The organism is Pseudomonas sp. TTU2014-080ASC, assembly GCF_001446935.1.
Lineage (GTDB): Bacteria > Pseudomonadota > Gammaproteobacteria > Pseudomonadales > Pseudomonadaceae > Aquipseudomonas.
Map to the genome: position 1 here is coordinate 370,371 of NZ_LKKK01000011.1, position 25,721 is coordinate 396,091.

A 25,721-nucleotide genomic window follows, 5' to 3' on the forward strand; every position below is an offset into this window, starting at 1 on the left:
CTAGCATTCTTGTTATAAGCGCTGAGGTTTCGGCGCAACAATAATAAGAACCAAGGTTGCCAGCTGATGAACCGTGCTCTGCCTCTGGTGCCACCGGTCAATGGTGTTCTGCGCCCGTGCCTGCTGAATTTGCTGTCGCGTAGCAGTAGCTATGCGCTGACCCTGCTAATGGCACCTGCCGGCTCCGGCAAATCCACTCTATTACAGCACTGGCGCGCTGCCATTCAGGACACCCTTGTCTATTGCCCGCTGCATGTGCGCGACAATGAACCGATGCAGTTTTTCCGTCGTTTGACCGAGTGCATCCGTGAACAGGTTGAGGTGTTTGATAGCGCTTGGTTTAACCCGCTTGCGGTGGAGAGCAACTTGTCGGCTCATGTCATGGCCGAGCTGCTGATTGATGCGTTGGGCAGTGTGGAGCACAGGCTGTATGTAGTCCTGGATGATTTTCAGTGGATTAAGGATGAGCGCATTCTGGAAGTTATGTCTGCGCTGCTGGAACAACTGCCACAGAATGTTCATCTGGTGATTGCCAGCCGTAATCATCCGGGCTTTTCGCTTAGTCGTCTCAAGCTGGAAAACCGTCTGCTCAGCATTGATCAGCACGACCTGCGCCTTTCGGCAGAGCAGGTGCAGCTGCTAAATGCCGACTTGGGCGGGGCACCGCTAAGTCTGGAGTACATTGACAGCCTGCTGAGTATGACTGAAGGCTGGGTGGCGGGGGTCAAGATTGCGCTGTTGGCTTATGCCCGCTCCGGTGCCAGAGCGCTGCAGCGTTTTGACGGTAATCAACCGGAAATCGTCGACTATTTTGGCCACGTTGTACTGCGCCAGTTGCCTGCCGAGCTACGTGAATTCTTGCTGTGCTGTGCATTACTTGAGCGCTTCGACGGAGCTTTGTGTGACCACGTCATGCAACGCAAGGGATCGGCTCGCCTACTGGAAGATTTTGCGGAACGGCAATTGTTCCTGCTGCCGATTGAGAATCAGCCTGGCTGGTTCCGTTTCCATGCCTTGCTGCAGGATTTTCTTTGCCGCAGGTTGTGGGTTGAGCATTACACGCAGTTGGATGAGCTGAACCGTCGTGCGGCTGACTATTACCTTAGCCATGGCGAGTTTGAGCTGGCCTTGTCGCATGCCCGGCGCTGTTCGGATCAGTCGGCGTTTCTTGAGTTGTTGGAGTACAGCTGTGCGGATTGGGTGCGTTGTGGACGCTTCGCCGACATTCTGCGCTGGTTGGAGTCGATGTCGGATGAAGTTCTGAGTACTCATCCGCGCTTGGTGGTCTGGCTGGTGGCAGCATTGACTATGTCTCGGCGCTTTCATCAGGCCCACTATTATTTGGAGTTGCTGGAAGCATCAGATGTTGCGGCAGTGGAGCCGGCCACACTGCGTTTTTTGTCGCTCACCTTGGGGCTTTTTGAGCACGACAAGGATTTTGTGACGCCTGCGCAGTGGTGTGATTCATTAAATACTACGCATTCCCTTGAGGTGCGGGCTTGCACATTGGCGGCTCTGGCCTATCAGCACTTGCTGGCGGCCAGACTGCAGGAGGCGATTCGCTGTGCCAGTGAAGCCAAGCAAATGCTGAGGCAGTGTGGGTACAGTTTCCTGGAAAGCTACACCGATCTGATTATCGCGCTTTGCCACCGCAATGCCGGGCGTGCGGCCTTTGCGCGTAAGGAAGTCAGCAATGATTTTCTGCGTAGCGATCCTGCTGAGCCTGAATGGGTGAACCGCGCCACGGCTATGGTGGTGACGCTGTATGAGCAGAACCGCATGGATGAGGCTCAAGATCTGTGTGAACGGCTGATGGAGGTGATTAACTCGTCATCCGCCACTGAAGCCATTGCCACGGTATACATCACCTTATCGCGTCTGGTTCATCGTCGTGGCCACAGCAACCGCGCCAGTCGTTTGTTGGATCAGCTGTCCTGCATTTTGCAGTTAGGCAACTATTCGCGCTTTGTCAGCCAAGTGGGGCAGGAGGGAATGTGTCAGGCCTGGCTCAGCGGAAAACCCGCTTTGCTCGAGGTACTGGCGCAGCGCTTTGATTTGCCGGCGCGTTTGCAGAAAGGCGAGTGGGAAAGCACCCGTGAGTACGATGAAAGCTGGGAGCGTAGCGGCTTGGCCTGCGTGTACTGGTTGCGTTCCCGTGGGGCACCAGGACAGGCGCAGGCTGAGCGGATACTTAAAGTGCTGGCCGCTTCGCTCAAGCGCAGTGAAATGCAGGCCAGGCTGTTGGTCATCGAAGCCAATCAGTTGGTATTGGCCGCTGCCAATCAGACACAGGAGCAGCAGTTGGCTGCACTGCTGAGGGTGATTGAGCGTTTTGGTATCACCAACATGAGCCGCTCGGTTTTTGATGAGGCGCCAGGGCTGGGAGCTTTAGTACAGGGGCTTGCGAAAACTGGGGTGCTAGTGGTGCCGGAGCGCTACCGTGAGCACTATGGCGAATTTTTTGAGGTGGAGCAGGGTGTTTCTGCCAGTCATCCAATTGCCTGCGGCGTGCTGACCGGCAAGGAGATTGAGATATTTGAGTGTCTGCTCAATGGGCTGTCGAATACGCAGATCAGTGACAAGACCGGCATTGCCTTGTCCACCACCAAGTGGCACCTGAAAAACATCTATTCCAAGCTCAATGTCTCCAGTCGCACTGAGGCGATTCTCAGTGTACGCCCGCGTACTTCAATCAACTGATCCATTATTTAGCACCATCCCCTCCTTGGGAGGGGGGGCTAAACCGACACCGTTCACTACTCTCCATGACGCGCTGCTATGTCGGTAGCTGCCTCATCTGTACAACAATAAGAACGGGAGCAATGCCATGTCGGTATGGGTCACCTGGCCAGCTTTGACCAAGCTGGGAACGCTGGGCATTTTCGCCGGACTGCTAACACTCGCAGCCGAGCGCGAAGCACTGCTGAAAAACAATCTCTTCGATCTTGAGAACTTTGACGGGTACAACGCACAGATCAACTGTGACGCGCGGAGCCTGACCGCACGTACAGAGGATGGTACCTGCAACATTCTCAGCAACCCTGCCGAAGGTTCCGCGCTGAAGCGTTTCGGTCGCAACATCAACCCGGCTTACACTCAGGGCGAAACTACCACGCTGCTGACGCCTAACCCACGTGACGTCAGTATCAGCCTGTTGGCTCGTGATGAGTTCAAGCCGGCCACCAGCGTGAACTTCATTGCTGCCTCCTGGATTCAGTTCATGACCCATGACTGGTTCCACCACGGCGCTAACGCTGTTGATGATCCGATCACCTTCCCGCGTCCTGCCAATGACCCTAAAGGCAGCGGCACTATGTCTGTTCAGCGCACCCAGCCTGACCCGACCCGTACCGGTGCCGACGCTGGCAAGCCACGTACTTACCGTAACCACACCACTCACTGGTGGGACGGCTCGCAACTGTACGGCAGCGACAAGGCAACCAGCGATAAGGTCCGCTCCTTTGTTGACGGTAAGCTGAAAGTAAACGCCGACGGTACCCTGCCTAAGGAACTGATCAGCGGTAAACCAGTCACCGGTTTCAATGAAAACTGGTGGGTTGGTCTGAGCATGCTGCACCAACTGTTCACCCTTGAGCACAACGCCATTGCGACCAAGCTCAAGCAGAAATATCCGGAGAAGAACGACCAGTGGCTGTATGACCGCGCGCGTCTGATCAACTCGGCTCTGATGGCCAAAATCCACACTGTTGAGTGGACTCCGGCAATCATCGCCAACCCGATTACCGAGCGTGCAATGTACTCCAACTGGTGGGGTCTTCTGGGGCAGGGTGGTCCGCGTGACGACTTCCAGGCTGATGTGCGCAAACTGCAGGAAGATTTGGCTAAGTCCGACTCCTTCGTTAAGCGTATTCTCGGCTTTGACCCGAATGTTGCAGGCAGTATCGGCAACGGTTCTATCAACCATGCCCTGACCGGTATCGTTGGCTCGACTGCACCGAACAACGCAGGCGTTCCGTTCAGCCTGACTGAAGAGTTCGTGTCGGTTTACCGCATGCACCCGCTGATGCGTGACAACATCAACGTGTACAACGTTGGTTCGAACCAGGTTTCGCGCTCTATCCCGATTCAGAACACTCGTGACGGCGATGCTGAGAACATTCTCAACGCTGAACGCGCTGATCGCCTGTGGTACTCCTTCGGTATCACTCACCCGGGGTCGCTGACTCTGAACAACTTCCCGAACTTCCTGCGTGATCTGTCGATCCCGTTGGTGGGCAATGTTGATCTGGCAGCAACCGACGTACTGCGTGACCGTGAACGTGGTGTGCCGCGTTACAACGAGTTCCGTCGTCAGATTGGTCTGAAGCCAATCACTAAGTTCGAAGACCTGACCAAAGATGCCACCACCCTGGCTCAGCTTAAGCGTCTGTACAACAACGACATCGAGAAGATCGATGCTCTTGTTGGTCAGCTGGCTGAAACTGTACGTCCGGAAGGCTTTGCCTTCGGTGAAACCGCGTTCCAGATCTTCATCGTCAGCGCTTCGCGCCGTTTGATGGCTGACCGCTTCTTCACCAAGGACTACACCGCTGAGGTGTATACCCCAGAAGGTATCGACTGGGTTGAGCACACCACCATGGTTGACGTTCTGCGTCGTCACAACCCGCAGCTGCACTCCAGCTTGGTGGGCGTTGATAACGCGTTCAAACCTTGGGGGCTGAACATCCCGGCTGATTACGAAAGCTGGCCGGCTGCTAACAAACAAGCCAACCTGTGGGTTAACGGTGCCCTGCGTACGCAGATCCCGGCTGACCAACTGCCAGCGCTGAAGAAGACCGATGCACTGGGTCTGCTGGGTTCCATCCTGTGGAACAAAGTTAAGACTCGCAGTGACGTTGCCGAGGCAGGTTACAAGAAGCCAATCCATGCTCATGGCGTGATGGCTAAAGTGAAGTTTGTGCCGACTGGTAACAACGCCTATACAGGTCTGTTCAAAGGCTCTGATTACGGCCTGCTGCGTCTGTCCGTGACTGAAGATCCGAAAGGCAAAGACTTCATGCCAGGTCTGGCGTGGAAGGCCTTTGTTGACGGTAAGCCTTCGGAAAACGTGTCTGCGCTGTACACCCTGAGTGGCCAGGGCAGCAACCATAACTTCTTCGCCAACGAGATGTCCCAGTACGTTCTGCCTGAGGCAGACAACATGGGCAGCAGCATCATCTTCTCGGCTGTCACCCTGAAGCCGACACTGTTGCTGATGAACGACTTTGCCAAAGTCACCCAGACAGGAGCAGCAGTATCTAAGCCGGTTGCTCCGACTCAGGTCTACTTCGTGCCTCGTAGCGAAGTGCGTAGCCGCTTCTCGACTGCAGCGCATGACTTCCGCCAGGATCTGCTGACTCTGACTGAAGGCACCAAGCTGTATGACGTGTACGCAACCTCGATGGAGATCAAAACCTCGATCCTGCCCTCGATTGCTAAGCGCTACGCAACTGAGCGTCGTAACAGTGCTGTGAAGATCGGTGAAATGGAACTGACTTCTCCGTTCATTGCCTCTGAATTCGGTGACTCTGGTGTGTTCTTCAAGCACCAGCGTAACGAAGACAAGTAATCGCAGGCACTCTGCTTGAGCGGTAAAGGACATACCGCTGAAGCAGCAAATACGAATAGCCCCGAGAAATCGGGGCTTTTTCGTTTCTGATATAGGCGTCTCTCGCTACGGCCAGCCGAGCAGAGGGTGATCAGGCAGTTGCTTCGTGGCCTTACCACAGATATGGGAGGGGCCGCCTGATCCCAACATCGCTAGAGGTTCAAGGTCTGTCTGTGACGTAGAACTAAAGGGAGAAGGTTGTGGTGATGCAGACTCATCACAGCACATGCTGTTTGCGTGTGGCATTGATTGTTAACAGAGGGCTACTGACACAAATAAAAAGGCCCCGGCGCTACCGGGCCTTTGATTGAGCAGGGATTAACGCAGGTCGATGGAGCCCCTCTTGTCCGATTGATCGAACAGACTTGTCGGATCGGCGGGCAATATGCCGGGTTTGTAGTCTTCACGACCTTCGCCCAGTACGCGTATGTCGCTGTATTTTTTACCGGAAAGAGCTGCCAGTCCGGCAGCGTCTCGCACAACTGTTGGGCGCAGAAAAACCATCAGGTTGCGTTTGACTCGGGTTTCTTTACTCGACCGGAACAAGCGCCCCAGTACCGGGATATCGCCGAGTACAGGAACTTTGGAATCGGCCTGAGTGACGTCGTCTTGTATCAGGCCCCCCAATACGATGACCTGGCCATCCTCAGCCAGAATCGTGCTCTTAATTGAGCGCTTGTTGGTGATCAGATCAACCGCCGATACACCCTGAGTGGTTGGTGCAATGGACGAAATTTCCTGCTCAATTTCCAGACGCAGGGATGCACCGTCATTGATATGCGGGGTCACTTTAAGGGTTACCCCAATGTCCTGACGTTCGATGGTGGTAAAGGGGTTGTCAGCGCCGGATGAGTTAGTGGTAAACGAGCCGGTTTGAAAAGGCACGTTCTGGCCCACGAGGATTTCAGCTTTTTGATGATCCAGTGTCAGCAAGCTTGGTGTGGAGAGCAAGTTGCTTTTGCTATTGGCCGAAAGCGCTGTAATCAGGACGCCGAAACTGTCTGTTCCCAAGCCGATGATGGCACCATCAGGTAGGTTGCCGATGGCGCTGTTGTCATTGCCTTCTTTTTGGTCGAGGAAGGCTTTGAGGATTGTCCCGACAGAAAGTCCGGTGCCACTGAAGTTGGTGCCGCCAATGCCACCCGTACTGCCGGTTGCATCCACGGCCCATTGCACGCCGAGCGCATCAGAAATATCACCGGATACCTCGACAATCGCCGCCTCAACCATAACCTGAGCTCGTGGTACGTCTAACTGGCGGACGATGTCTTCCAGGGTCGCGACCACATCCGGTTCGGCTAGCAGAACCAGCGCGTTCAGGCTTTCGTCAGCGCGAATCAAGAGCGTTTGAGGTTTTCCGGTTCCAGCCTCTGTACTGCCTTCTGGCTTGAGCTTCTCTGACAGCTCGCCAAGTGTCTCGGCCAGACTCTTCGCATCGCCATGGCGTAAGCGGATAACTCGCGTATTAGCTGAGCGGCTCGTGGGCGTGTCGAGTGAGTGAGCGAGGTTGATCAGCTTGGTACGAGCAGCCGGTGGGCCAAGGATGATCAGCCGGTTAGTGCGGCCATCCGCAATGACCTGTGTGCCGGATGCGCCTTTAGTCTGGCCGCGATCAATGGAGTTGCGCAGCACCTCAGCGGTATCCATGACCCATGCGTGTTGCAGGTTCATGACGCTGTAATCGTTCTGGCCTTTTTGGTCCAGTTGGCGGACCAAATCTTCTATACGTTTGATGTTGGCCGTTCGGTCGCTAATGATGATTGCGTTGGCGCTGGTAATTGCCGCTAGATGTCCGTACTGAGGCACAAGCGGGCGGATCAGCGGAATGAGTTCTGCTGCCGATGAGTGCTGAACCTGAATCAGGCGCGTCTCCAGCCGGTCGGGCGCAGAGCGGCCTGTGTCGGCTTCGGCTTTAGCCTCGGCATTAGGCACGATGCGAGCCTGATCGCCCTGAGTGATGACGGTGAAGCCGTGGGTCGCCATCACCGACAAGAACAGCTGATACACCTCAGTGAGGTTCAGTGGGCTGCTGGAGACTACGCTGACCTGGCCTTTGACCCGTGGATCGACTACGAAGGTTTGACCGCTGATCGAAGCAATCTGATCAATAAACTCACGGATGTCGGCACCCTTGAGATTGATCGTCCAGCTTTCTTCTTGTTGGCTATTGCTGGGCGTAATGCCTGTAGGGGCTGCAAGGGCCGGGAGAGGGCTGAAAACCAGTCCGGCTAGCAGCAGGGCGGAGGTGATACGCGAGAGAGTCGGAGTCATCGGGTCACTGGCTTTCCGTGGCAGGTTCAGAGGTATCGACAGGCTGCGTTTCAACAGTTGCTCCCTGCATCTGCTGTTGTAAATCACGCATGCGCTGACGCAATTGCTTGAGGTCATCGGACTCAAGCAGTTCAAGTTGCTCAGGTGTCAGGCTTTCTTCAACCGGAGGGGTGTAGCTATTTTCTGTTGGGCTGAAAGCGCTGGATTTGGCCACAGGAAAGCTCAGACTTTCACGGCGACCATTGCGCATGAGTTCAACTTGTGTCATGGCAACTGAATGCAGGGTCACGCCGCTGCTTATTTCACTGCCGACCTGATAGCGCTGGGCTGTGCTGCCATTGAGAATAATGGCGCTGGATAACTGCGGGTCAGGATTAACGAAACTGCCAAGTAAAGTCAGGTTGAGGCTGGTGCTTGGAGCTGGGCCCTGACTAGCGGCGCTGCTGTTGCCGAATACTTTGGACAGTTGTGGGTCGAGGGTGTTCTCGCCACTGGCCTGAGCTGGTTCTTCGCTGCCTTTAGGGACTGCCTGGGTCAGCCGGATCCAGTCAATACTCTGCCATCCCAGGTTAATACACATGGCAATAACCAAGGCTAGGCCCAGCAAAGTAGGGGCATGTCGGTACAGCCAGCGTGGGTAGGCTGGTAACGGCAAGGGGTGTCACTCCATGGCTTATTATTATATCGGTGTAGCAATTTGGCCGATCATAACGTCTTGCCGGGCGTTTGCCAGCCCCTCGTTAGGATGGTGTTTCATGCGGCGCAATGTGCTAAAGATAGCGCGCTGCTTTCAGGAGATTGCGGTCAAATAATAACAATTAACACGCAGAGTCTATTTTGAGGCTCGCCAGAGGATTGGCCGGCCGTTAATGGAATAATCGTGTCAGATAAAGGCCTGTTAGGGATGAATGCGCTGCTCACCGATGCGCCAACACGGCGCCTGCCATTTAGTTTTGCCAAACGCCATGGCGTGCTCTTGCAAGCCATCTCGGGTGTGCCCGGACTCGCTTATCGTCCAGGTGTAGATCCAGTGATCCTGGCCGAGGCTCGCCGCTATTTGGGCACTGACCTGGCGTTGTTGCCACTCTCCAGTGAAGCCTTTGAACAAGCGCTGGGCGTTGCATATCAGCATGACTCGGCCTCCATGCAGCTGGCTGAAGATATCGGCGGTAGCCTTGATCTTGCAGCGCTGGCTGATCAGGTTCCTGAGACCGAAGACCTGCTGGAGCAGGAAGACGACGCGCCGATTATTCGTCTGATCAACGCCATTCTTGGTGAGGCGATCAAAGAAAACGCTTCTGATATCCACTTGGAAACCTTTGAGAAACGCTTGGTGGTGCGCTTCCGGGTTGATGGCGTCCTGCGTGAAGTGCTTGAGCCCAAGCGCGAATTGGCCGGGTTGCTGGTCTCCCGGGTCAAGGTGATGGCGCGACTGGATATCGCCGAAAAACGTATTCCTCAGGATGGCCGCATTTCCCTCAAGGTCGGTGGCCGGGAAGTGGATGTGCGTGTGTCGACGCTACCATCTGCCAACGGTGAACGAGTGGTGTTGCGTTTGCTCGATAAACAGGCCGGGCGACTCAATTTGCAGCACTTGGGCATGAGCAGCCGTGACCGCGACCTGATGGAAGCCACCGTGCGCAAACCACACGGTATTTTGCTGGTCACAGGCCCCACCGGATCGGGGAAAACCACCACGCTTTATGCCAGCCTGACCAGTCTTAACGATTCCACGCGCAACATTCTGACGGTCGAAGACCCGATAGAGTATCACCTCGAAGGCATCGGCCAGACCCAGGTTAATTCCAAGGTCGACATGACGTTTGCGCGCGGATTGCGAGCGATTTTGCGCCAGGACCCGGATGTGGTGATGGTCGGTGAAATCCGCGACCGGGAAACCGCCGAAATCGCAGTGCAAGCGTCGCTGACGGGGCACTTGGTGCTATCGACGCTGCACACCAACAGTGCCATTGGTGCGATCACCCGCCTGGTTGATATGGGTGTTGAACCGTTCCTGCTGTCTTCGTCTTTGTTGGGCGTGCTCGCACAGCGTCTGGTTCGGGTGCTGTGCCCGCATTGCAAAGAGCCCTATCAGGCAGATGAAGCTGAGTGCCGGATGTTGGGCGTATCGACTGAAAACCCGCCAACACTCCATCACGCGCGTGGCTGTGCAGAGTGCCATCAGCAGGGCTACCGCGGCCGAACAGGTATCTATGAGTTAGTGGTATTTGACGACCAACTGCGCACCTTGATTCACAACGCTGCATCCGAGCAGGAAATGACACGTCATGCCCGTAGCCTTGGCCCCAGTATCCGTGAGGATGGTCGGCGCAAGGTGCTGGAAGGCGCTACCACGATTGAAGAAGTGCTGCGCGTGACGCGGGAGGAATAGGTTTGGCCGCGTTTGAATACATCGCGCTGGATGGCAAAGGCCGTCAGCAGAAGGGCGTGCTGGAGGCTGACAGTGCCCGACAGGTTCGGCAGATTCTGCGTGAGCGGCAGATGGCACCGCTTGAGGTTAAGGCCTCGCGCAGTCGTGAAAATACCAGTACCGCGGCTCAGTTCAGTTTCGGTCGGGGAATCTCTGCGGCGGATCTGGCATTAATTACCCGTCAGCTGGCCACACTGGTGCAGGCCGCACTGCCGATTGAAGAGGCATTGCGTGCTGCTGCCGCCCAAGCCACCTCATCCCGCGTGCAGAGCATGTTGCTGGCGGTGCGGGCCCGGGTACTGGAAGGGCATGATCTGGCCAGCAGCCTTAAGGAATTTCCCTCGGCGTTCCCCGATCTTTACCGCGCCACGGTGGCAGCTGGTGAGCATGCCGGGCATTTGGGACCAGTGCTGGAACAGTTGGCGGACTACACCGAACAACGTCAGCAGTCGCGTCAAAAGATTCAGCTGGCGCTGCTGTATCCGCTGATTTTGATGGGGGCATCGCTGCTGATTGTGGGCTTCCTGCTGGGCTATGTGGTGCCAGATGTGGTCAAGGTGTTTATCGACTCCGGACAAACGCTGCCAGCCTTGACCCGCGGGCTGATTGCGCTGAGTGACTGGGTTAAGGGGTGGGGTTGGCTGGCGGTGTTGTTAATAGCCGCCGGCATTGTCGCCTTGCGCATTGCGCTGCGTGATGAGGCGTTTCAGGCGCGCTGGCATACCTTTCTGCTAAGGGGGCCGCTGGTTGGGCGGCTGATCCGTGCAACCGATTGCGCTCGTTTTGCTTCCACTTTGGCGATTTTGACTCGCAGCGGCGTGCCGCTGGTTGAAGCCTTGCACATTGCGGCTCAGGTTATTGCCAATCGGGTGATTCGCGCTGATGTATTGGTGGCAGCACAAAAAGTCCGTGAAGGCGGATCGCTGACCCGGGCGTTGGAGGTCAGCGGCCAGTTTCCGCCGATGATGCTGCACATGATCGCCAGCGGTGAGCGCTCGGGTGAGTTGGATCAGATGCTGACGCGTACGGCGGCGAATCAGGAAAGTCAGTTAGCCGCACAGATTGCGCTGCTGGTAGGGCTTTTTGAGCCTTTTATGTTGGTGTTCATGGGGGCGGTGGTGCTGGTTATTGTGCTGGCTATCTTGTTGCCAATTCTCTCTCTCAATCAGTTGGTGGGTTAAGTAATGAAGAAACGTCAGAGCGGTTTTACCCTGATCGAAATCATGGTCGTGGTGGTCATCCTCGGCATCCTCGCGGCGTTGGTTGTTCCTCAGGTTATGAGCCGGCCTGATCAGGCCAAAGTCACTGCTGCACAGAACGATATCCGCGCCATTGGCGCAGCGCTGGATATGTACAAACTCGACAATCACGCTTATCCGAGCACCCAGCAGGGCCTTGAAGCGTTGGTGAAAAAGCCCAGCGGCAATCCCCAGCCGAAAAACTGGAACCGCGATGGCTACCTGAAGCGCTTGCCGATCGATCCGTGGGGCAATCCGTACCAGTACCTGGCGCCAGGTACCAAGGGAGCGTTTGACCTGTATTCCTATGGTGCTGATGGCAAGGAAGGCGGCAGCGATCAGGATTCCGATATCGGTAACTGGGATCTCTGATCAGCATGAATCAGCACCGCGCAAAAACTGGGGGCTTTACCCTGATTGAGTTGTTGGTGGTGCTGGTTATTCTCGGCGTTTTAATTGCGTTGACTGCATTTAGCAGTGGCATAGCAGGGCCGGGGCGCAAGTTGCAGGGCGAGGCGGAGCGTCTGGCAGGTTTGATTGGCGTATTGGCAGAAGAAGCCGTATTGGACAATCAGGAATATGGACTGCTGTTAACGCCAAACACCTATCAGGTGCTGCGCTACGACCCGCTAAAACGTGACTGGCAACCATTGTCTGGCAAGCCGTATGCGCTTCCGGAGTGGGCTGAGCTGAGCGTTGAGCTGGAGGGGGAGGCGCTCAAAATGCCTCAGCTGGATAAAGACTCCTCCCAATCGCTGAAACCTTCCAGATCGGTTAAGCCAGTCCCGCAAGTGCTGCTGCTGTCGAGTGGCGAGATGAGTCCTTTTCGTATGCGTCTGGCTGAACGTCGAGCTGACGGTTTGCGCATGCAGTTGGTGACTGACGGCTTTCAACTGCCCAAGGCTGAGCTGGAGCCAGATTCAGGGGCCACTAAATGAAACGTGCCCGTGGCTTTACTCTGCTCGAAGTTTTGGTCGCTTTGGCGATTTTTGCGCTGGTCGCGGCCAGTGTGCTTAAGGCTGGGAGCGCTAGCTTGCAAACGGCTTCGCGTCTTGAGGACAAGACGTTGGCCATGTGGGTGGCTGACAACCGACTGACTGAAATGCAGCTCGCACAAGAGCCCGTCGCCGATGGGCGCGAGAAAGGTGAAACCGAGTTGGCCGGACGGCGCTGGCAGTGGCTTAGCGAGGTGCGAGCGACCAGCGAGCCGAATATGCGCCGGGTCACCCTGTGGGTGGCGCTCTATGAGCCCAAGGATCTGGCTATCGACATCAGTGAGCGCTCGCTGGTGAGCCTTAGTGGTTTTATCGGGACCATGCCATGAAACGTGCTAAAGGGTTCACACTGCTGGAGCTGCTGATCGCCATTGCTATCTTTGCGCTGCTGGGTTTGGCGACTTATCGCATGCTCGACAGCGTTATGCAGACCGATAAAGTAACTCGGGCGCACGAGGCGCAGCTGCGTGAATTGATTCGGGCTATGGCCGCATTTGAGCGAGATGTGATTCAGGTGATCGCTCGTCCTGTGCGCGACCCATTTGGCGACCCGCGGCCTGCTCTGGTAGGGGAAGAACTCAATGGTGCGGTGATCGAGCTGACTCGCAGCGGTTGGCGCAATCCCCTGGACCAACCGCGAGCCAGTCTGCAACGGGTAAGGTGGCAGCTCAGTGGTGAGCAATGGCAGCGCCGCTATTGGACGGTGCTGGATCAGGCGCAAGACAGCCAGCCACAGATTCAGCAAGCGCTCAGCGGTGTAACTGAACTGCATTTGCGATACATGGACAGTGAGCACACCTGGCAGGACAGCTGGCCACCGCTCGACGCCTCCAGCAAAGACTCGCTGATACTTTTACCCAAAGCGGTTGAGCTGCGGCTCCACCACCAGCGCTATGGCGAGCTGCTACGCCTGATACGTTTGCCGGAGGGAGTTCCTGATAACGAACGTAATGCTCCACCGGGGGAGTCTGACTCGCAACCTGAGGAGCCGGAATCATGAGGCGTCAGCAGGGTATGGCGCTGATCACTGTGCTGTTGGTGGTCGCTGTAGTGACGGTTATCAGTGCAGGCATCATCAATCGTCAGCAGGTTTCAATCCGCAGTAGTGCCAATCAATTACATGTGAGACAGGCACTGCAGTACGCCATGGGCGGAGAAGTTCTGGCCAAGGCCATCCTGCAGCGCGATTTTAACCAGGGAAACACCAGCAAACCGGTGGACCACCTGGGAGAGCGCTGGGCCAAACTCAACAAGCCTTTTGCGTTAGATGAAGGCGGGCTGCTGCAAATCCAGATCATCGACCTGACCTCGCGCTTCAACCTCAACAGTCTGGTGCGTAACGAGCAGGTAGATAAAGCGGCGGTCGCCCAATTCCGGCGCTTGCTGCTGAGTTTGCAACTCAATGCGGCTTATACCGAACGACTGATCGATTGGATTGATGCGGATGACCAACCTTCTGGTGGATATGGTGCTGAAGACAATCAGTATCTACTGGACCCACCAGCCTACCGCGCAGCCAATCGTGAGTTCACGGATGTCTCTGAGTTACGCCTGATTCTGGAAATGACCCAGAAGGATTATCAGCTGCTGCTGCCCTATGTAACTGCGCTGCCAGCTGACGCCACGCTGAATATCAATACTGCCAGTGCTCGCATACTCACGACTCTGGCGGATGGCATTTCCTACAGCACTGCACAGGGTTTAGTCGCCGCTCGGGGCGCGGAAGGGTATTCAGACCCGGCAGCTATTGAAGCGCAACTGGGTGGCATGAAACTGGAAAGCCAGGCGCGAGCTGTTGGCAGCCGTTACTTTCAGGTAATCACGGATGTAACCGTTGGAGATCGCCGCCAGGTTTTGCGCAGCAATCTGTATCGGGGGGCTGACGGTAAGGTCTTTGTGCTGAGTCGGGATTTGGGGCAGGGGGCGCTGATGCCTGTGGTCGTTGAGGAAGAGCAAGAATGAATACGCATATCTTTCTGCCGCCAGAGGCGTGTGCGGAGGTTAATCCGGAACTGCCGGTTTGGCTGGTGTCAGCCGAAACCAGTGAAGCGCTAAGTTTTGCCGAGGCGCAGTCGGGGCTGAGTGGAAGTTGGACTTTGGTGTTGCCCGTAGAGGCAGTCACCGCCTGTGCTGTCAACCTGCCTACCCGCAAGGCGCGCTGGTTACGGCAAGCTCTGCCGTTTGCGGTAGAGGATGTGGTGGCTGAAGACGTTGAGTTGATGCACCTGGCGCTGGGTGAGGCTTTGGAGGATGGGCGTCACCGTGTTTTCGCTGTGCGTAAGCAGTGGCTGAGTAGCTGGCTCAATATCTGCGAGCATCCTCCGCAGGTTATTGCCTTGGATGCTGATTTGTTACCGGCTGGGGGTGGCAGCGTGTTGTTTCAAGCCAAGCGCTGTTTGCTGGGGGGCGACAATGCAGCACGTCTGGCCTTCAGGCCTGACGAGTGGGAGCAAATAAGTGCGCTGAGTGTTCAGCCAGTCCAGGCGTGGTATGAACAAGGAATGCCACTGCCATCCAGCATGGAGCAGGCCGAGCCTCTGGAAGATGTACGCAGATGGCTGGCCGAACAGCCGGTACGCAATAACCTTGCGCAGGGAGACTTTGCAGTGCAAAGCAGTAATGCGCAGTGGCAGCGTTTCAAGCCGGTGGCCATGGTAGTGGCGCTGTTGCTGGTCATGCAGTGGGTGTTCAACCTGGCGCAGGGCTGGCACCTGCAGCGGCAAGCGGATGCTTATGCGGCCTCCAGTGAGGCGCTGTACCGCGAGCTTTTTCCAGACGACACGCGATTGGTCAATGTTCGCGCGCAATTTGATCATCACCTACAGGTCGCTGCAGGTGGTGCACAACCGCGTTTGCTGAATCTGCTGAGCGAGGTCAGTAAGGCCCTTAACCAAAGCGGCAGGAAAGTGGAGATTGCACAGGTGGACTTCAGCGAGGCCCGTGGCGATCTCGCCATGCAGGTTTTGGCCAGTGGTTTTGCTGATCTGGAGCAGCTGCGCGAGCGTTTACAGGACAGTGGGTTGAGCGTGCAGTTGGGTTCAGCGACGCGTGAAGGTGACGGGGTCAGTGCCCGCGTGGTGGTCGGAGGATGAACATGCTTGCACAAACAAAAGGCTTTACGCGCCACTTGGAGAATTCCCAGCTGATGGTCCGTTGGCGCTGGTTGCCGCCCCGTGATCAGGCCTCATTGGTGGCGCTTGCGGCATTTTTGCTGCTGGTCGTGCTGTATCTGGTGCTCTGGCTGCCTGCACAAAAGCAAGTCCAGCAGGCACGCCAGGCATTCGAGTCACAGCGTGAGTTGAATGCCTATATACAAGCGAATGCAGAACGGGCCAGAGCGATTGCCAATGTCCCTCAGGTGACGGTTGATCCGGCTCGCTTGCAGGGGTTGGTGACCTCAACTGCAGCTGCACAGGGCTTGATGGTGGAGCGCGTCGATAGTGATGGCAGTGGCGTGGTGCAGGTGAATCTGCGCCCAGCCCCATTTGCCCAGCTACTTCGTTGGTTCACCTTGCTGCAGGAACAAGGTGTCGGTATTGCGGAGGCGGGGCTGAACCGAGGTGATGACAACTTGGTTACGGCACGTCTGAGTTTGCGTGTCGCAAATTGAAGATGGGGTCGGCGATGGTCATCCCAGGTTAGTGGTGCTGGTAGCATTTTTTGGCTTTTTTCAGAAAAACTTCAAGCAGGGTGTTGACTTACGTTCGGTTCGTCCGTAAATTGCGCACCTCGCAAGCAAGCGGGTGATTAGCTCAGCCGGGAGAGCATCTGCCTTACAAGCAGAGGGTCGGCGGTTCGATCCCGTCATCACCCACCACTTGCTGTGAAAGGACATCATGTCCAAACCGACGCGCAGCGGTAGTTCAGTCGGTTAGAATACCGGCCTGTCACGCCGGGGGTCGCGGGTTCGAGTCCCGTCCGCTGCGCCATATTTTCCATCTCAGGCATGCCTGGGATGAGACAGACCAGCCAAGCTGTTCTGTCAGACGAAGCAAGAGTTGTACGGACGTAAGTCCAAACCGACGCGCAGCGGTAGTTCAGTCGGTTAGAATACCGGCCTGTCACGCCGGGGGTCGCGGGTTCGAGTCCCGTCCGCTGCGCCATATTTAAGAAGCCCTTGGGTCAAACTGAGGGTTTTTTATTGAAGTAGAGATACCGGGTGGTTAGCTCAGCCGGGAGAGCATCTGCCTTACAAGCAGAGGGTCGGCGGTTCGATCCCGTCACCACCCACCATTTTTGTTGTACCGGGCGTTATGCCCAAACCGACGCGCAGCGGTAGTTCAGTCGGTTAGAATACCGGCCTGTCACGCCGGGGGTCGCGGGTTCGAGTCCCGTCCGCTGCGCCATACAAGAAACCCTCAGGTAGCAATACCTGAGGGTTTTTTCTTGCCTGAGTCAAACTGTCATATTGCGTTCATATTTATTCTCTAGCCTGATAATCACTCAGCAGCAGGAGTGTTCCTTGTGCTTACAGGGAACCTTGGCTTGCGAGTTGAGTCCGAAGATCAATGGTAACCAGAGGAGAATTGTATGGACGAGTATCAGGAAGAGCTGTTGGAAGCCCGGGCTGCAGAGCTGGGTCCAGTTGAGTTGGATGAAGACGCTACCGAGCTTTGACGAGGTAGCGTTTTTTATTGGGCACGACGCTGTTCGCGTCGGTACTCGCCCGGGGTCTGCTGGTTCCAGCGTTTAAAGGCCCGTTGAAATGCCTCGGCTGAGGCAAAGCCCAGCAAGTAGGCAATCTCCCCAAAGCTTAATTCAGTGTCGCGGATATAGGCCATCGCCAGATCCCTGCGTGTGTCATTGAGCAGGATGCGGAACTGCGTACCTTCTTCGGCTAGCTTGCGCCGCAGTGTCCAGGTTGGCAGATGCAGGCGTTTGGCTATTTCTTCGAGATCAGGTTCTCGCCCGTGCAGTAAGGATCCCAAGATCAGCGTGATGCGCTCGCTGAGGTTGCGTGTGCGGGTCAGCTGTTCCAGTTCTTTTTCGCAGAGTTGCAGCAAATGGTGCCAGGTGCTCGGGCAGTGCTCTGGGTTACGCAGGTTGAGTGTCTGTTGGCTTAGTCGCAGTTGGTTGTGGCTGGCGGAAAACTCAACTGGGCAGTTAAAGAGGCTGGCGTAGTGTTCTGCGTAGTCAGGAGCGGAGAATTCGATTTGGGCTTTGTCGAGTGTGATCGGCTGCGCGCTCAGGTTGATGAAGTAGTGCTGCCAGCTCGACAGGACTGAATCGACGACAAAGCGGTTGTAGGCGTTGTAAGGGCTAATTGAGTAGAAGCGCAGCCAGGCGCCCTGAGTGTCTTCATGAAAACTGGACTGGCCGCGATAGTTGGCTGCATAGAGGGGCTCGAAGCGGGTTATGGCCCTTGCTGCTTCACGTACGGTCGGTGCCTGAGCAGCGGTCACTCCGGCGAGACCTAGTTGGCTGAGACGAGCGTGTTTACCCATCAGCAGGCCCAGTGTCGGTTGCTGGCATTGCTGGATTGCGCTGTGGCCCAGGCGCATGAAGCGCGGGATCGACAGGCGCGCGCGTGGTTCAGACATGCGGCTGGGGTCGAGGCCGTAGGCTTGCAAAAGGGCTTCCGGAGCATGCCCGCAATGCCTCATGGCGTCGGCCAGAGAGTGGACGAAGCTGACCGACAGGTTGCCAAGTTTGATTCGGGCTTTATGCATGTGATTTGGGTCGTGAGTCCTTAGCCAGCTTGTAAGGTAGGTAACGACACTGGCTTTGCCAAGGGCTTATGTAAGTTTTGATCAGTATCTTGTCAATTATGGTCATTGAGCGCGTGGCTCTGGGTGACTATCGTCTTCGCCATATCGACTGATGCCCAATGATGAGGTGTCAGCATTTCCGTGCAATGCCAAAGCCCGATGTGGAGATTGTCATGACTGCTCACTACCCCAACCTGCTGGCCCCGTTGGATCTCGGCTTTACCACGTTACGCAACCGCACCCTGATGGGTTCTATGCACACAGGCTTAGAGGAAAGGCCGGATGGCTTTGAGCGGATGGCGGCTTATTTCGCTGAGCGTGCCCGTGGCGGCGTTGGCCTGATGGTAACGGGCGGGATTGGGCCAAACGTCGAGGGTGGTGTGTACTCCGGTGCCGCCAAGCTGACAACGCCGGAAGAGGCGGAAAAGCACAAGATTGTGACCCGCGCTGTGCATGAGGCTGGTGGCAAGATCTGTATGCAGATTCTTCACGCCGGGCGCTATGCCTACAGCCCGAAATCGGTAGCACCCAGCGCGATTCAGGCTCCAATCAACCCATTCAAACCCACTGAGTTGGATGAAGACGGTATTGAGAAGCAGATTGCCGATTTCGTCACCTGTGCCTCGTTGGCGCAGCGGGCCGAGTACGACGGCGTTGAAGTGATGGGTTCGGAAGGCTATTTCATCAACCAGTTCCTGGTAGCTCATACCAACCAGCGCACAGACCGTTGGGGCGGATCCTATGAAAACCGCATGCGTCTGCCGGTGGAGATTGTACGGCGCGTGCGCGAAGCAGTTGGCCCTAACTTCATCATCATCTACCGCCTGTCCATGCTCGATTTGATCGAGGGTGGCAGCACTTGGGATGAAATTGTGATGTTGGCCAAGGCTATCGAAAAGGCCGGTGCAACCATTATCAACACCGGTATTGGTTGGCACGAAGCGCGCATTCCGACTATTGCCACCAAGGTGCCGCGTGCAGCCTTCACTAAAGTCACGGCGAAACTGCGTGGTGAGGTGGGCATTCCGCTGATTACCACCAATCGGATCAATACTCCGGAAGTGGCTGAACAGGTTCTGGCGGAAGGCGATGCTGACATGGTGTCGATGGCGCGTCCGTTCCTGGCTGATCCGGATTTTGTGAACAAGGCTGCGGCAGGTCGTGCGGATGAAATCAACACCTGCATCGGCTGCAACCAGGCTTGTCTGGATCACACTTTCGGCGGCAAGTTAACCAGTTGCCTGGTTAATCCTCGTGCCTGTCATGAAACCGAACTGAACTACATCCCAACCACCCAGGTGAAGAAAATTGCTGTGGTGGGGGCGGGCCCAGCGGGCTTGTCGGCAGCGACTGTGGCGGCTGAGCGTGGTCACAGCGTTGTGCTTTTTGATGCGGCATCTGAGATTGGTGGTCAGTTCAATGTGGCTAAGCGAGTACCGGGCAAGGAGGAGTTCTACGAGACTCTGCGCTACTTCAAGCGCAAGTTGGAAACCACAGGTGTGGATGTGCGCCTTAACACTCGGGTGAGTGCTGATGACCTGCTCAAGGAGGGCTTTGATGAAGTCATCCTAGCCACCGGTATTGTGCCGCGTACTCCGGCGATTCCGGGAATTGAGAATGACAAGGTGATCAGCTATCTGGATGCCATCCTGCAGCGCAAACCGGTCGGGCAGAAAGTTGCAGTGATTGGAGCGGGCGGCATTGGCTTTGATGTCTCTGAGTTCATCACCCATCAGGGCGAGTCCACCAGCCTCAACCGAGAGGCGTTCTGGAAAGAGTGGGGTATCGACAAAGCGCTTGAGGCGCGTGGCGGTGTGGCCGGGATCAAGGCTGACGTACACCCGGCGGCCCGCCAGGTATTCCTCCTGCAACGGAAGAAAAGCAAGGTCGGCGATGGCCTGGGTAAAACCACTGGCTGGATTCATCGAACAGGCCTGAAGAACAAGAATGTGCAGATGCTCAATTCTGTTGAGTACCTGAAAATTGATGACGCAGGCTTGCACATTCGTATAGGCGAGGGTGAGTCCCAAGTGCTGCCGGTCGATACGGTGATTATCTGTGCGGGCCAGGAGCCGCTGCGTGAGTTGCAGGATGCGCTGGTGGCGGCCGGGCAGTCAGTTCATCTGATTGGTGGCGCTGACGTGGCTGCTGAGCTGGATGCCAAGCGGGCGATCAATCAGGGCTCGCGCCTGGCTGCTGAGTTGTAAGGCTGGAAGCCCCGCTGAGTGCGGGGCTTCTTGTATCGGTGGGGCGCGCTTGAAAACACAATAATAAGGAGAGCGTTATGAGCATGAATCTGACTTTGCAATCGGCTGCTGGCGAAACTCTGGAGCGTTGGCATCAGATGGTGGCGCAGCATGATTTGAGCCGGCTGCCCGAGTTGTTGCACGAACAGGCTGTATTCCGTTCGCCTGTCGCTCACAAGCCCTATCAAGGGGCACCTGTGGTTTCTCTGATCCTTAATACAGTTATCAAAGTATTCTCCGGTTTTACCTATCACCGACAGTTGGCCTCGGGCGATGGTTTGAGCGTGGTGCTGGAATTCAGCGCCAGCGTGGCGAATCGGGAGTTAAAGGGGATTGATCTGATCCGTTTCGACGAAGCAGGCAAGATCGTCGAGTTCGAAGTCATGGTTCGCCCCATGAGTGGCTTGCAGGCGCTGGGGGAGGAGATGGGCCGTCGCTTGGCTCCTTATCTCAAAGCTGAGCAGCCATAGTTGCTTTTGAAGTGCTATTTGATTAGTCCGATAATGTGTTTCAGGGAGTGAGTTGGCAGGGTGACTGATAACTGTGTCACATGGCAGGGTTGTTGTTTCACCTAGACTTGCTGGCAGCTTGAACGGACTAATGCTTTTGCATAGCCAAAACTAGGTATGTCCATTATTGGGCTGCTGCACTATAACGATTTCAAAATATGCGTAGCGCGTGCCAACCGTGCAACGTACTGAACAGCGGTTATGTTCGGGCGAGGGGAGTTCGATGGGGCTGAAGAAGAAACCTCAGATGGTTGAGGCTGTGTTGTTCTTCAATGAACAAGGCAGCATCGGCAAACAGATGTTGTTCACTGAATTCGAAGCATTACTCGATGGCGTGGTGAACATTGCCGAATTCGCGGATAAGCAGAAACGTGCAGCGTACGTACTGATTACACCGCGTTTGCAAATCAAATCGCTGGTGTGCTTCTACCTTGATTTTGATGAAGACGGCGCGCCAGATGGCGGCTGGAATATTCCGCTGCAGTCGCTGGCGGATCAGGCTGAGCGGGGCATTGACCTTGGTGCCGGCCCAGTCCGGTTGGTCACTCATGACAACTGCCCGGTCGCGAGCTACCGGCACTTCCTGTGGGAGCCATCAGACTCACCTGAGTGCAATGACTTTGTGCAGTTGGCTGATGCAGTCAAACGCAATGCGTTGGGGTTACTGCTGGATGAGGAGCCACAACCGGCTGTTGCCACTTCGCTCAAGGCAGGCAGTGGCCAGCTAAGAGAAGAACGCGAGCAGCGCATGAAAAATGCCGAGCTGCTCAAGCAGCAGCGGCAGTTACTCAATACGCTGACTCAGCAACACGACGATGAGATGAACCGCCTCAAGGCTGATGCACAGCAGCGTATACAGGCACAAGCTGAACGGATTGCAGCGCTGCAGCAGAGTGTGGATCAGCAGCAAGCCGACAATGCGGCGTTGCAGGTCCGAATAGCCGAGTTGCAGGCCGAGTTAGCAGCACAAGCCGCCAGCTTTCAAGCCAGCCGCAAGGATATGGGCGATCAGCTGCGTAGTCTTGAGCAGGATGCCCGGCATGAGGCCGAGCAGATGCGCGCCCAGTTTGATCGCGAACTGCAGGACAAGTTGGACAAGCTGCAGGCTCAGCATAAGGAGCAGTTGTCCATCCGCGATGTAGAAATGAGTTACCTGCATCAGCAGGATGCGGATAACCAGCAAGAGATCAAACGTCTGACCGAGACCAATGCCCAGCTGCTGACTCAAGGCGGTTTGCGCTATCTGGAGAATCTGAGCGCGTTGGGTGTGATGTTTGTGGTGTATCACGCCGGGGCCGGTCATCTGACGATTCCGTTGCAGGACGTTGAGCTGTATCAGGAAAACCCGATGGCCTATGCCGCTGGCAAGTGCTTTGTCAGCGAGGAGCAATACCGCCAGTGGGTCGATCACTATCAGCAGCCGACCTGTAGTGCGGTTATGGCTAACGGTGAGCGTTGCTCGATCCCGGTTGATCGTGTGGATGTACCGGGGCGTTTCGTTGCCGGTGAATCCAACTGCTGTTCGCGGCATAAGGCTACTGCCCGGGTACGTAACGTAGGTTGACCTTGCCACTGACGATTTCCGGCTGGTCTGCACATGCCCCGCTGCAGCCGCTAACACTGGAGTGGGCCGCTGCCGCAGGTGTTGAGCTGGCGGTACTGCGGCTGGATTTGCTTGATCCGCTGATCAGTGGCAATAAGTGGTTTAAGTTGCGCCATCACCTGCAGGCGGCAGCCGGGCAGGGAGCGCAGGGTGTCATCAGTCTGGGTGGTGCCCATTCCAATCACCTGCATGCCCTGGCGGCGGCAGGCAAGCGCTTCGGGTTTGCTACGGTCGGCTTGTTGCGCGGACATGAACAGGACACGCCTACCGTCCGTGATGTGCGGAAAATGGGCATGACTCTGCATTGGCTGGGTTACGGCGGCTATCGTGAGCGGCATACAGCTGGCTTCTGGGATGAATGGCTGCGGCGCTATCCGCAGTTTTATCCGGTCCCAGAGGGTGGTGGTGGGCATTTGGGGATGCAAGGTTGCGCCGAGATTGTGGCGATGATCGAGCGGCAACTGCCTGAGCTTGGTTGGGATAACTACGACGCCAGTTGGCTGGCCGCAGGTACTGGAACAACAGCCGCTGGGCTGCTGTTGGCTGAGCAGCCAGGGCGCACACTGCATGTGGCACTGGCGGTACCTGCTGGGCATGGCGTTGAGGGCTCTTTGCAGCAGGTGTGTGCCAATGCGCAAACGGATTATGTGCTGCACGATGCCAGCCGAGGCGGTTTTGCCAAAGTTGACCATGAACTGCTTGAGACGATGTTCGCAGCCGAAGCCGACAGTGGGGTGCCGTTGGAGCCGGTGTATACCGGTAAGGCGATAATGGCGTTGCGCCATGCTGTGCGGCGCGGTTACTTTGTCGCCGGTAGCCGAGTGGTTTTCATCCACACCGGTGGCCTGCAAGGACGGGCTGCGGCGCTGGAGCGATTTAACCAAGTTTGAGTCACCGCGTTTAAAGGCTGGAAGCGGCCCTCCAGCCAACCGATGTTAGTCGCAATTCATCCTGACGACTGGAGAGACTATGGGTGCCCCGCTCAATCCTGATCAGCTGCGCAGTTTAACGCCACTCAATGTACTGTCTGAGCAGCAATGGCGGGAGTTGCGCCCGCAGTTGGTACCGCAACCACTGCTGGCCGGGCAGGTGCTGTTTGCCTGTGGCGACCAGCAGCCTAGTACCTATTTTTTGCTCGCTGGTGAGCTGTTACTTACTGCTCAGGATGGCCAGGTGCAGACCTTGCAGGCCGGTACTGAGGTCAGCTGCCATCCTCTTTCTCCCAGCCTGCCGCGTATGCACGAGGCCCGTGCCCTGACGGATTGCAGCCTGCTGGTGCTGGATACGGATCAGCTGGATCGTTTGGTTACGTGGCAGCTGGCATTCCAGGATTTGTTGCTGGAGCTGGGGCAGAGTCATGGCGATCTCGAATGGCTGGAGCGTTTGCTGGAAAATCCGCTGTTCGCCAAGGTGCCTCCGACCAATGTGCGCAGCATGCTGGAGCGCCTGAAGCCGATCCAGTTGGCGGCTGGTGATCAGGTGTTGCGTGAAGGTGAACTGGGCGATTGCTGTTACTTCCTCAAGCAGGGCCGTGCAGATGTGATGCGCAGCGAGGGCAGTGCACTGCAAGTGCTGGCCGAGTTGGAGGGCGGAGCGTGTTTCGGTGAGGAAGCGCTGCTTGCCGATAAACCCCGTAACGCCACAGTGACCATGCTTGAAGATGGCGTGGTAATGCGTCTCGACCGGCAGGACTTCTTCGAATTGCTCAAAGCTCCGGTTGTTGCAGAGGTGACGCTGAGCGAAGCTCAGGCGCTGCTGGCTGAAGGCGCGCAATGGCTGGATGTGCGCCTGCAGGATGAATATGAGCGTGGCCATGCACAGGAAGCATTGAACATGCCCCTGCAGTTGCTGCGTTTGAAGGCCCGCTTGCTTGATCCAGCACGCACTTACCTATGCTGTTGTGACAGCGGTAAGCGCAGTAATAGCGCTGTGTTTTTGCTGACGCAGCTGGGCTACCGCGCCTTTGCCCTGCGCGGAGGTCTGGATGCACTCTCGGCAGATCAGCGGGAGCAACTGCTGTGCGAGCAGGGGGCAGGTTATCTGGTGCGTTCAGGCGGGCGGGTGGAGCGTAGTCTCTGATCTCAATCAGACTCTGGCCAACGATCATTGAGCAGAAACACCCGTTCAGCTTCAAGCCAGTCGCCAGTCGTTGAGGGTTCCAGTCTGATCAGCAACTGGGCGTTGCTGGCCTGGTTGAGTGTCAGCCGCCAGGTTTCGAACTGTTCATGGTTCCATCGCGTATCGCCGACTAGCCGCGCCGGAGCCAGCCAGGCTTGGCGGGGCAGTGGCTGCCAATGGCCGGGATTGCGTTCGATAAAGTCGTTCCAGTCTCGCTGATACAGCCAACGGCCTTTAAGGTGAAGAGGGTTATGCCCGTGAGGGTTAGCGGTGGGCTGATCCCACGGAGTGAACAGATAGCCGGACAGCCAGAGTGCTGCTTTCGGCTGTGCAATCTGCAAATGCGCGATGCTGGCCTGAGCTTCAGGCGTGGAGGACATCGGCAGTTGATGGCTGATCAGGTGATCCAGCTTGATATCCAGCCGGTCGTGGCTGCCAGGGCCGAGCCAGTCGTTATGGGCTGCGCCATCGCTGTCACGCCGCGCCAGATAAAACTTTACCGCCAGCTCCAGGTGATGCACGCCTTCGTTGTCCCGCAGCAGCAAGTCCAGTTCGCCCAAGGTGTGCCCTTGCTGGCGGATGGGCAGGTTGGCGCTTAGAACTTCAACGTCTGGTGCAGCCTGCAGGGCAAATTGCCACAGGCGTTCGTAATACAGGCCTAGACGACGTACAGAGCTTTGCTGCAAATGCGCTTCAAGCGCTGTGTTGTCTGCATCCAGCGCCTGCAGCCAGTTTGCTAACTCAGTATCGTGCTGCAACCAGCAACTGGCCTGTAACGGATGGCGCTGCGTTGCGGGCATATCGCTGAGAAGTGGTGGGGACAGCAGCGCCCAAGCCAGATCGCGTACGGCACTCTGGCGCAGTTCAGACATCAGATAGATGAGGCAGGCTTGGGTGTTCATGCAGCGAGCATAGCGCTAATCGGCGACCTGCACAGGCCTGCGGTTTGCCGCCATACAGGGCTTTCGCCCATAATCCAGCATTAGTTTTTGAG

20 protein-coding genes and 5 tRNA genes are annotated in these 25,721 nt (G+C 56.4%); 21 read left to right on the top strand and 4 right to left on the bottom strand.

Annotation, left to right across the window (positions count from 1 at the left end; translation table 11 throughout):
* Positions 1-66 precede the first annotated feature (66 nt).
* Together AO726_RS12135 and AO726_RS12140 are read left to right on the top strand one after the other, a co-directional pair.
* Positions 67-2,700, top strand: a complete 2,634-nt coding sequence (locus AO726_RS12135) for a LuxR C-terminal-related transcriptional regulator (protein ID WP_058068333.1) — start codon at positions 67-69, stop codon at positions 2,698-2,700.
* A 127-nt stretch (positions 2,701-2,827) separates the two neighbouring features.
* Positions 2,828-5,569 (top strand): peroxidase family protein, encoded by a 2,742-nt coding sequence (locus AO726_RS12140; RefSeq protein ID WP_058068334.1) that lies wholly within the window; start codon positions 2,828-2,830, stop codon positions 5,567-5,569.
* A 357-nt stretch (positions 5,570-5,926) separates the two neighbouring features.
* Here the strand turns inward: AO726_RS12140 and gspD are convergent, their stop codons facing one another.
* Entirely contained in the window at positions 5,927-7,879 is a 1,953-nt protein-coding gene (gspD, locus tag AO726_RS12145; protein WP_058068335.1) for a type II secretion system secretin GspD, read from the bottom strand.
* A gap of 4 nt (positions 7,880-7,883) precedes the next feature.
* Entirely contained in the window at positions 7,884-8,534 is a 651-nt protein-coding gene (locus tag AO726_RS12150; RefSeq protein WP_058068336.1) for a type II secretion system protein N, read from the bottom strand.
* A 249-nt stretch (positions 8,535-8,783) separates the two neighbouring features.
* Between AO726_RS12150 and gspE the strand changes: the two genes are divergently transcribed.
* From gspE to AO726_RS12220, 14 genes are all read left to right on the top strand, one after another.
* Positions 8,784-10,271: a type II secretion system ATPase GspE gene (gspE, locus tag AO726_RS12155; RefSeq protein ID WP_058068337.1), complete on the top strand. Its 1,488-nt coding sequence runs from the start codon at positions 8,784-8,786 to the stop codon at positions 10,269-10,271.
* A gap of 2 nt (positions 10,272-10,273) precedes the next feature.
* A complete protein-coding gene (gene xcpS, locus AO726_RS12160) occupies positions 10,274-11,491 on the top strand; it encodes a GspF family T2SS innner membrane protein variant XcpS (RefSeq protein WP_058068338.1) in 1,218 nt (405 codons plus the stop codon).
* Between the two features lie 3 nt (positions 11,492-11,494).
* Positions 11,495-11,920, top strand: coding sequence for a type II secretion system major pseudopilin GspG (gspG, locus tag AO726_RS12165; RefSeq protein ID WP_058068339.1), 426 nt, complete (start codon positions 11,495-11,497; stop codon positions 11,918-11,920).
* Positions 11,921-11,925: 5 nt separating this feature from the next.
* The gene (gene gspH, locus AO726_RS12170) at positions 11,926-12,486 is read left to right on the top strand and encodes a type II secretion system minor pseudopilin GspH (protein WP_058068340.1); all 561 of its coding nucleotides are present in this window, start codon (positions 11,926-11,928) and stop codon (positions 12,484-12,486) included.
* Complete coding sequence (gene gspI / locus AO726_RS12175; protein WP_058068341.1) at positions 12,483-12,872, top strand: type II secretion system minor pseudopilin GspI; 390 nt, start codon at positions 12,483-12,485, stop codon at positions 12,870-12,872. Before gspH ends, gspI begins: the two co-directional genes overlap by 4 nt.
* The gene (gspJ, locus tag AO726_RS12180) at positions 12,869-13,543 is read left to right on the top strand and encodes a type II secretion system minor pseudopilin GspJ (protein WP_058068342.1); all 675 of its coding nucleotides are present in this window, start codon (positions 12,869-12,871) and stop codon (positions 13,541-13,543) included. Before gspI ends, gspJ begins: the two co-directional genes overlap by 4 nt.
* Positions 13,540-14,505, top strand: coding sequence for a type II secretion system minor pseudopilin GspK (gspK, locus tag AO726_RS12185; protein WP_058068343.1), 966 nt, complete (start codon positions 13,540-13,542; stop codon positions 14,503-14,505). Before gspJ ends, gspK begins: the two co-directional genes overlap by 4 nt.
* Positions 14,502-15,635, top strand: a complete 1,134-nt coding sequence (gene gspL, locus AO726_RS12190; RefSeq protein ID WP_058068344.1) for a type II secretion system protein GspL — start codon at positions 14,502-14,504, stop codon at positions 15,633-15,635. Before gspK ends, gspL begins: the two co-directional genes overlap by 4 nt.
* Positions 15,636-15,637: 2 nt before the next feature.
* Complete coding sequence (gspM, locus tag AO726_RS12195; RefSeq protein WP_241492103.1) at positions 15,638-16,153, top strand: type II secretion system protein GspM; 516 nt, start codon at positions 15,638-15,640, stop codon at positions 16,151-16,153.
* A 131-nt stretch (positions 16,154-16,284) separates the two neighbouring features.
* Positions 16,285-16,360: transfer RNA gene (locus AO726_RS12200), tRNA-Val, on the top strand.
* Between the two features lie 35 nt (positions 16,361-16,395).
* A tRNA-Asp gene (locus AO726_RS12205) sits at positions 16,396-16,472 on the top strand.
* Between the two features lie 97 nt (positions 16,473-16,569).
* Positions 16,570-16,646: transfer RNA gene (locus AO726_RS12210), tRNA-Asp, on the top strand.
* A 54-nt stretch (positions 16,647-16,700) separates the two neighbouring features.
* Positions 16,701-16,776: transfer RNA gene (locus tag AO726_RS12215), tRNA-Val, on the top strand.
* A gap of 36 nt (positions 16,777-16,812) precedes the next feature.
* A tRNA-Asp gene (locus tag AO726_RS12220) sits at positions 16,813-16,889 on the top strand.
* A gap of 285 nt (positions 16,890-17,174) precedes the next feature.
* Here AO726_RS12220 and AO726_RS12225 read toward each other — a convergent pair.
* The gene (locus tag AO726_RS12225) at positions 17,175-18,212 is read right to left on the bottom strand and encodes an AraC family transcriptional regulator (RefSeq protein WP_058068346.1); all 1,038 of its coding nucleotides are present in this window, start codon (positions 18,210-18,212) and stop codon (positions 17,175-17,177) included.
* Between the two features lie 212 nt (positions 18,213-18,424).
* On the opposite strand from AO726_RS12225, the gene AO726_RS12230 reads away from it, so the two are divergent.
* The 5 genes from AO726_RS12230 (at position 18,425) to AO726_RS12250 (ending at position 24,688) form a co-directional block, all read left to right on the top strand.
* Positions 18,425-20,458 (top strand): NADPH-dependent 2,4-dienoyl-CoA reductase, encoded by a 2,034-nt coding sequence (locus AO726_RS12230; RefSeq protein WP_058068347.1) that lies wholly within the window; start codon positions 18,425-18,427, stop codon positions 20,456-20,458.
* Between the two features lie 77 nt (positions 20,459-20,535).
* Entirely contained in the window at positions 20,536-20,967 is a 432-nt protein-coding gene (locus AO726_RS12235) for a nuclear transport factor 2 family protein (protein ID WP_058068348.1), read from the top strand.
* A gap of 262 nt (positions 20,968-21,229) precedes the next feature.
* Complete coding sequence (locus AO726_RS12240; protein WP_058068349.1) at positions 21,230-22,570, top strand: hypothetical protein; 1,341 nt, start codon at positions 21,230-21,232, stop codon at positions 22,568-22,570.
* A gap of 2 nt (positions 22,571-22,572) precedes the next feature.
* Positions 22,573-23,499: a 1-aminocyclopropane-1-carboxylate deaminase/D-cysteine desulfhydrase gene (locus tag AO726_RS12245; RefSeq protein WP_058068823.1), complete on the top strand. Its 927-nt coding sequence runs from the start codon at positions 22,573-22,575 to the stop codon at positions 23,497-23,499.
* A gap of 79 nt (positions 23,500-23,578) precedes the next feature.
* The gene (locus tag AO726_RS12250) at positions 23,579-24,688 is read left to right on the top strand and encodes a cyclic nucleotide-binding domain-containing protein (protein WP_058068350.1); all 1,110 of its coding nucleotides are present in this window, start codon (positions 23,579-23,581) and stop codon (positions 24,686-24,688) included.
* A gap of 2 nt (positions 24,689-24,690) precedes the next feature.
* Here the strand turns inward: AO726_RS12250 and AO726_RS12255 are convergent, their stop codons facing one another.
* Positions 24,691-25,629 (bottom strand): DUF1853 family protein, encoded by a 939-nt coding sequence (locus AO726_RS12255; protein ID WP_058068351.1) that lies wholly within the window; start codon positions 25,627-25,629, stop codon positions 24,691-24,693.
* Positions 25,630-25,721 lie beyond the last annotated feature (92 nt).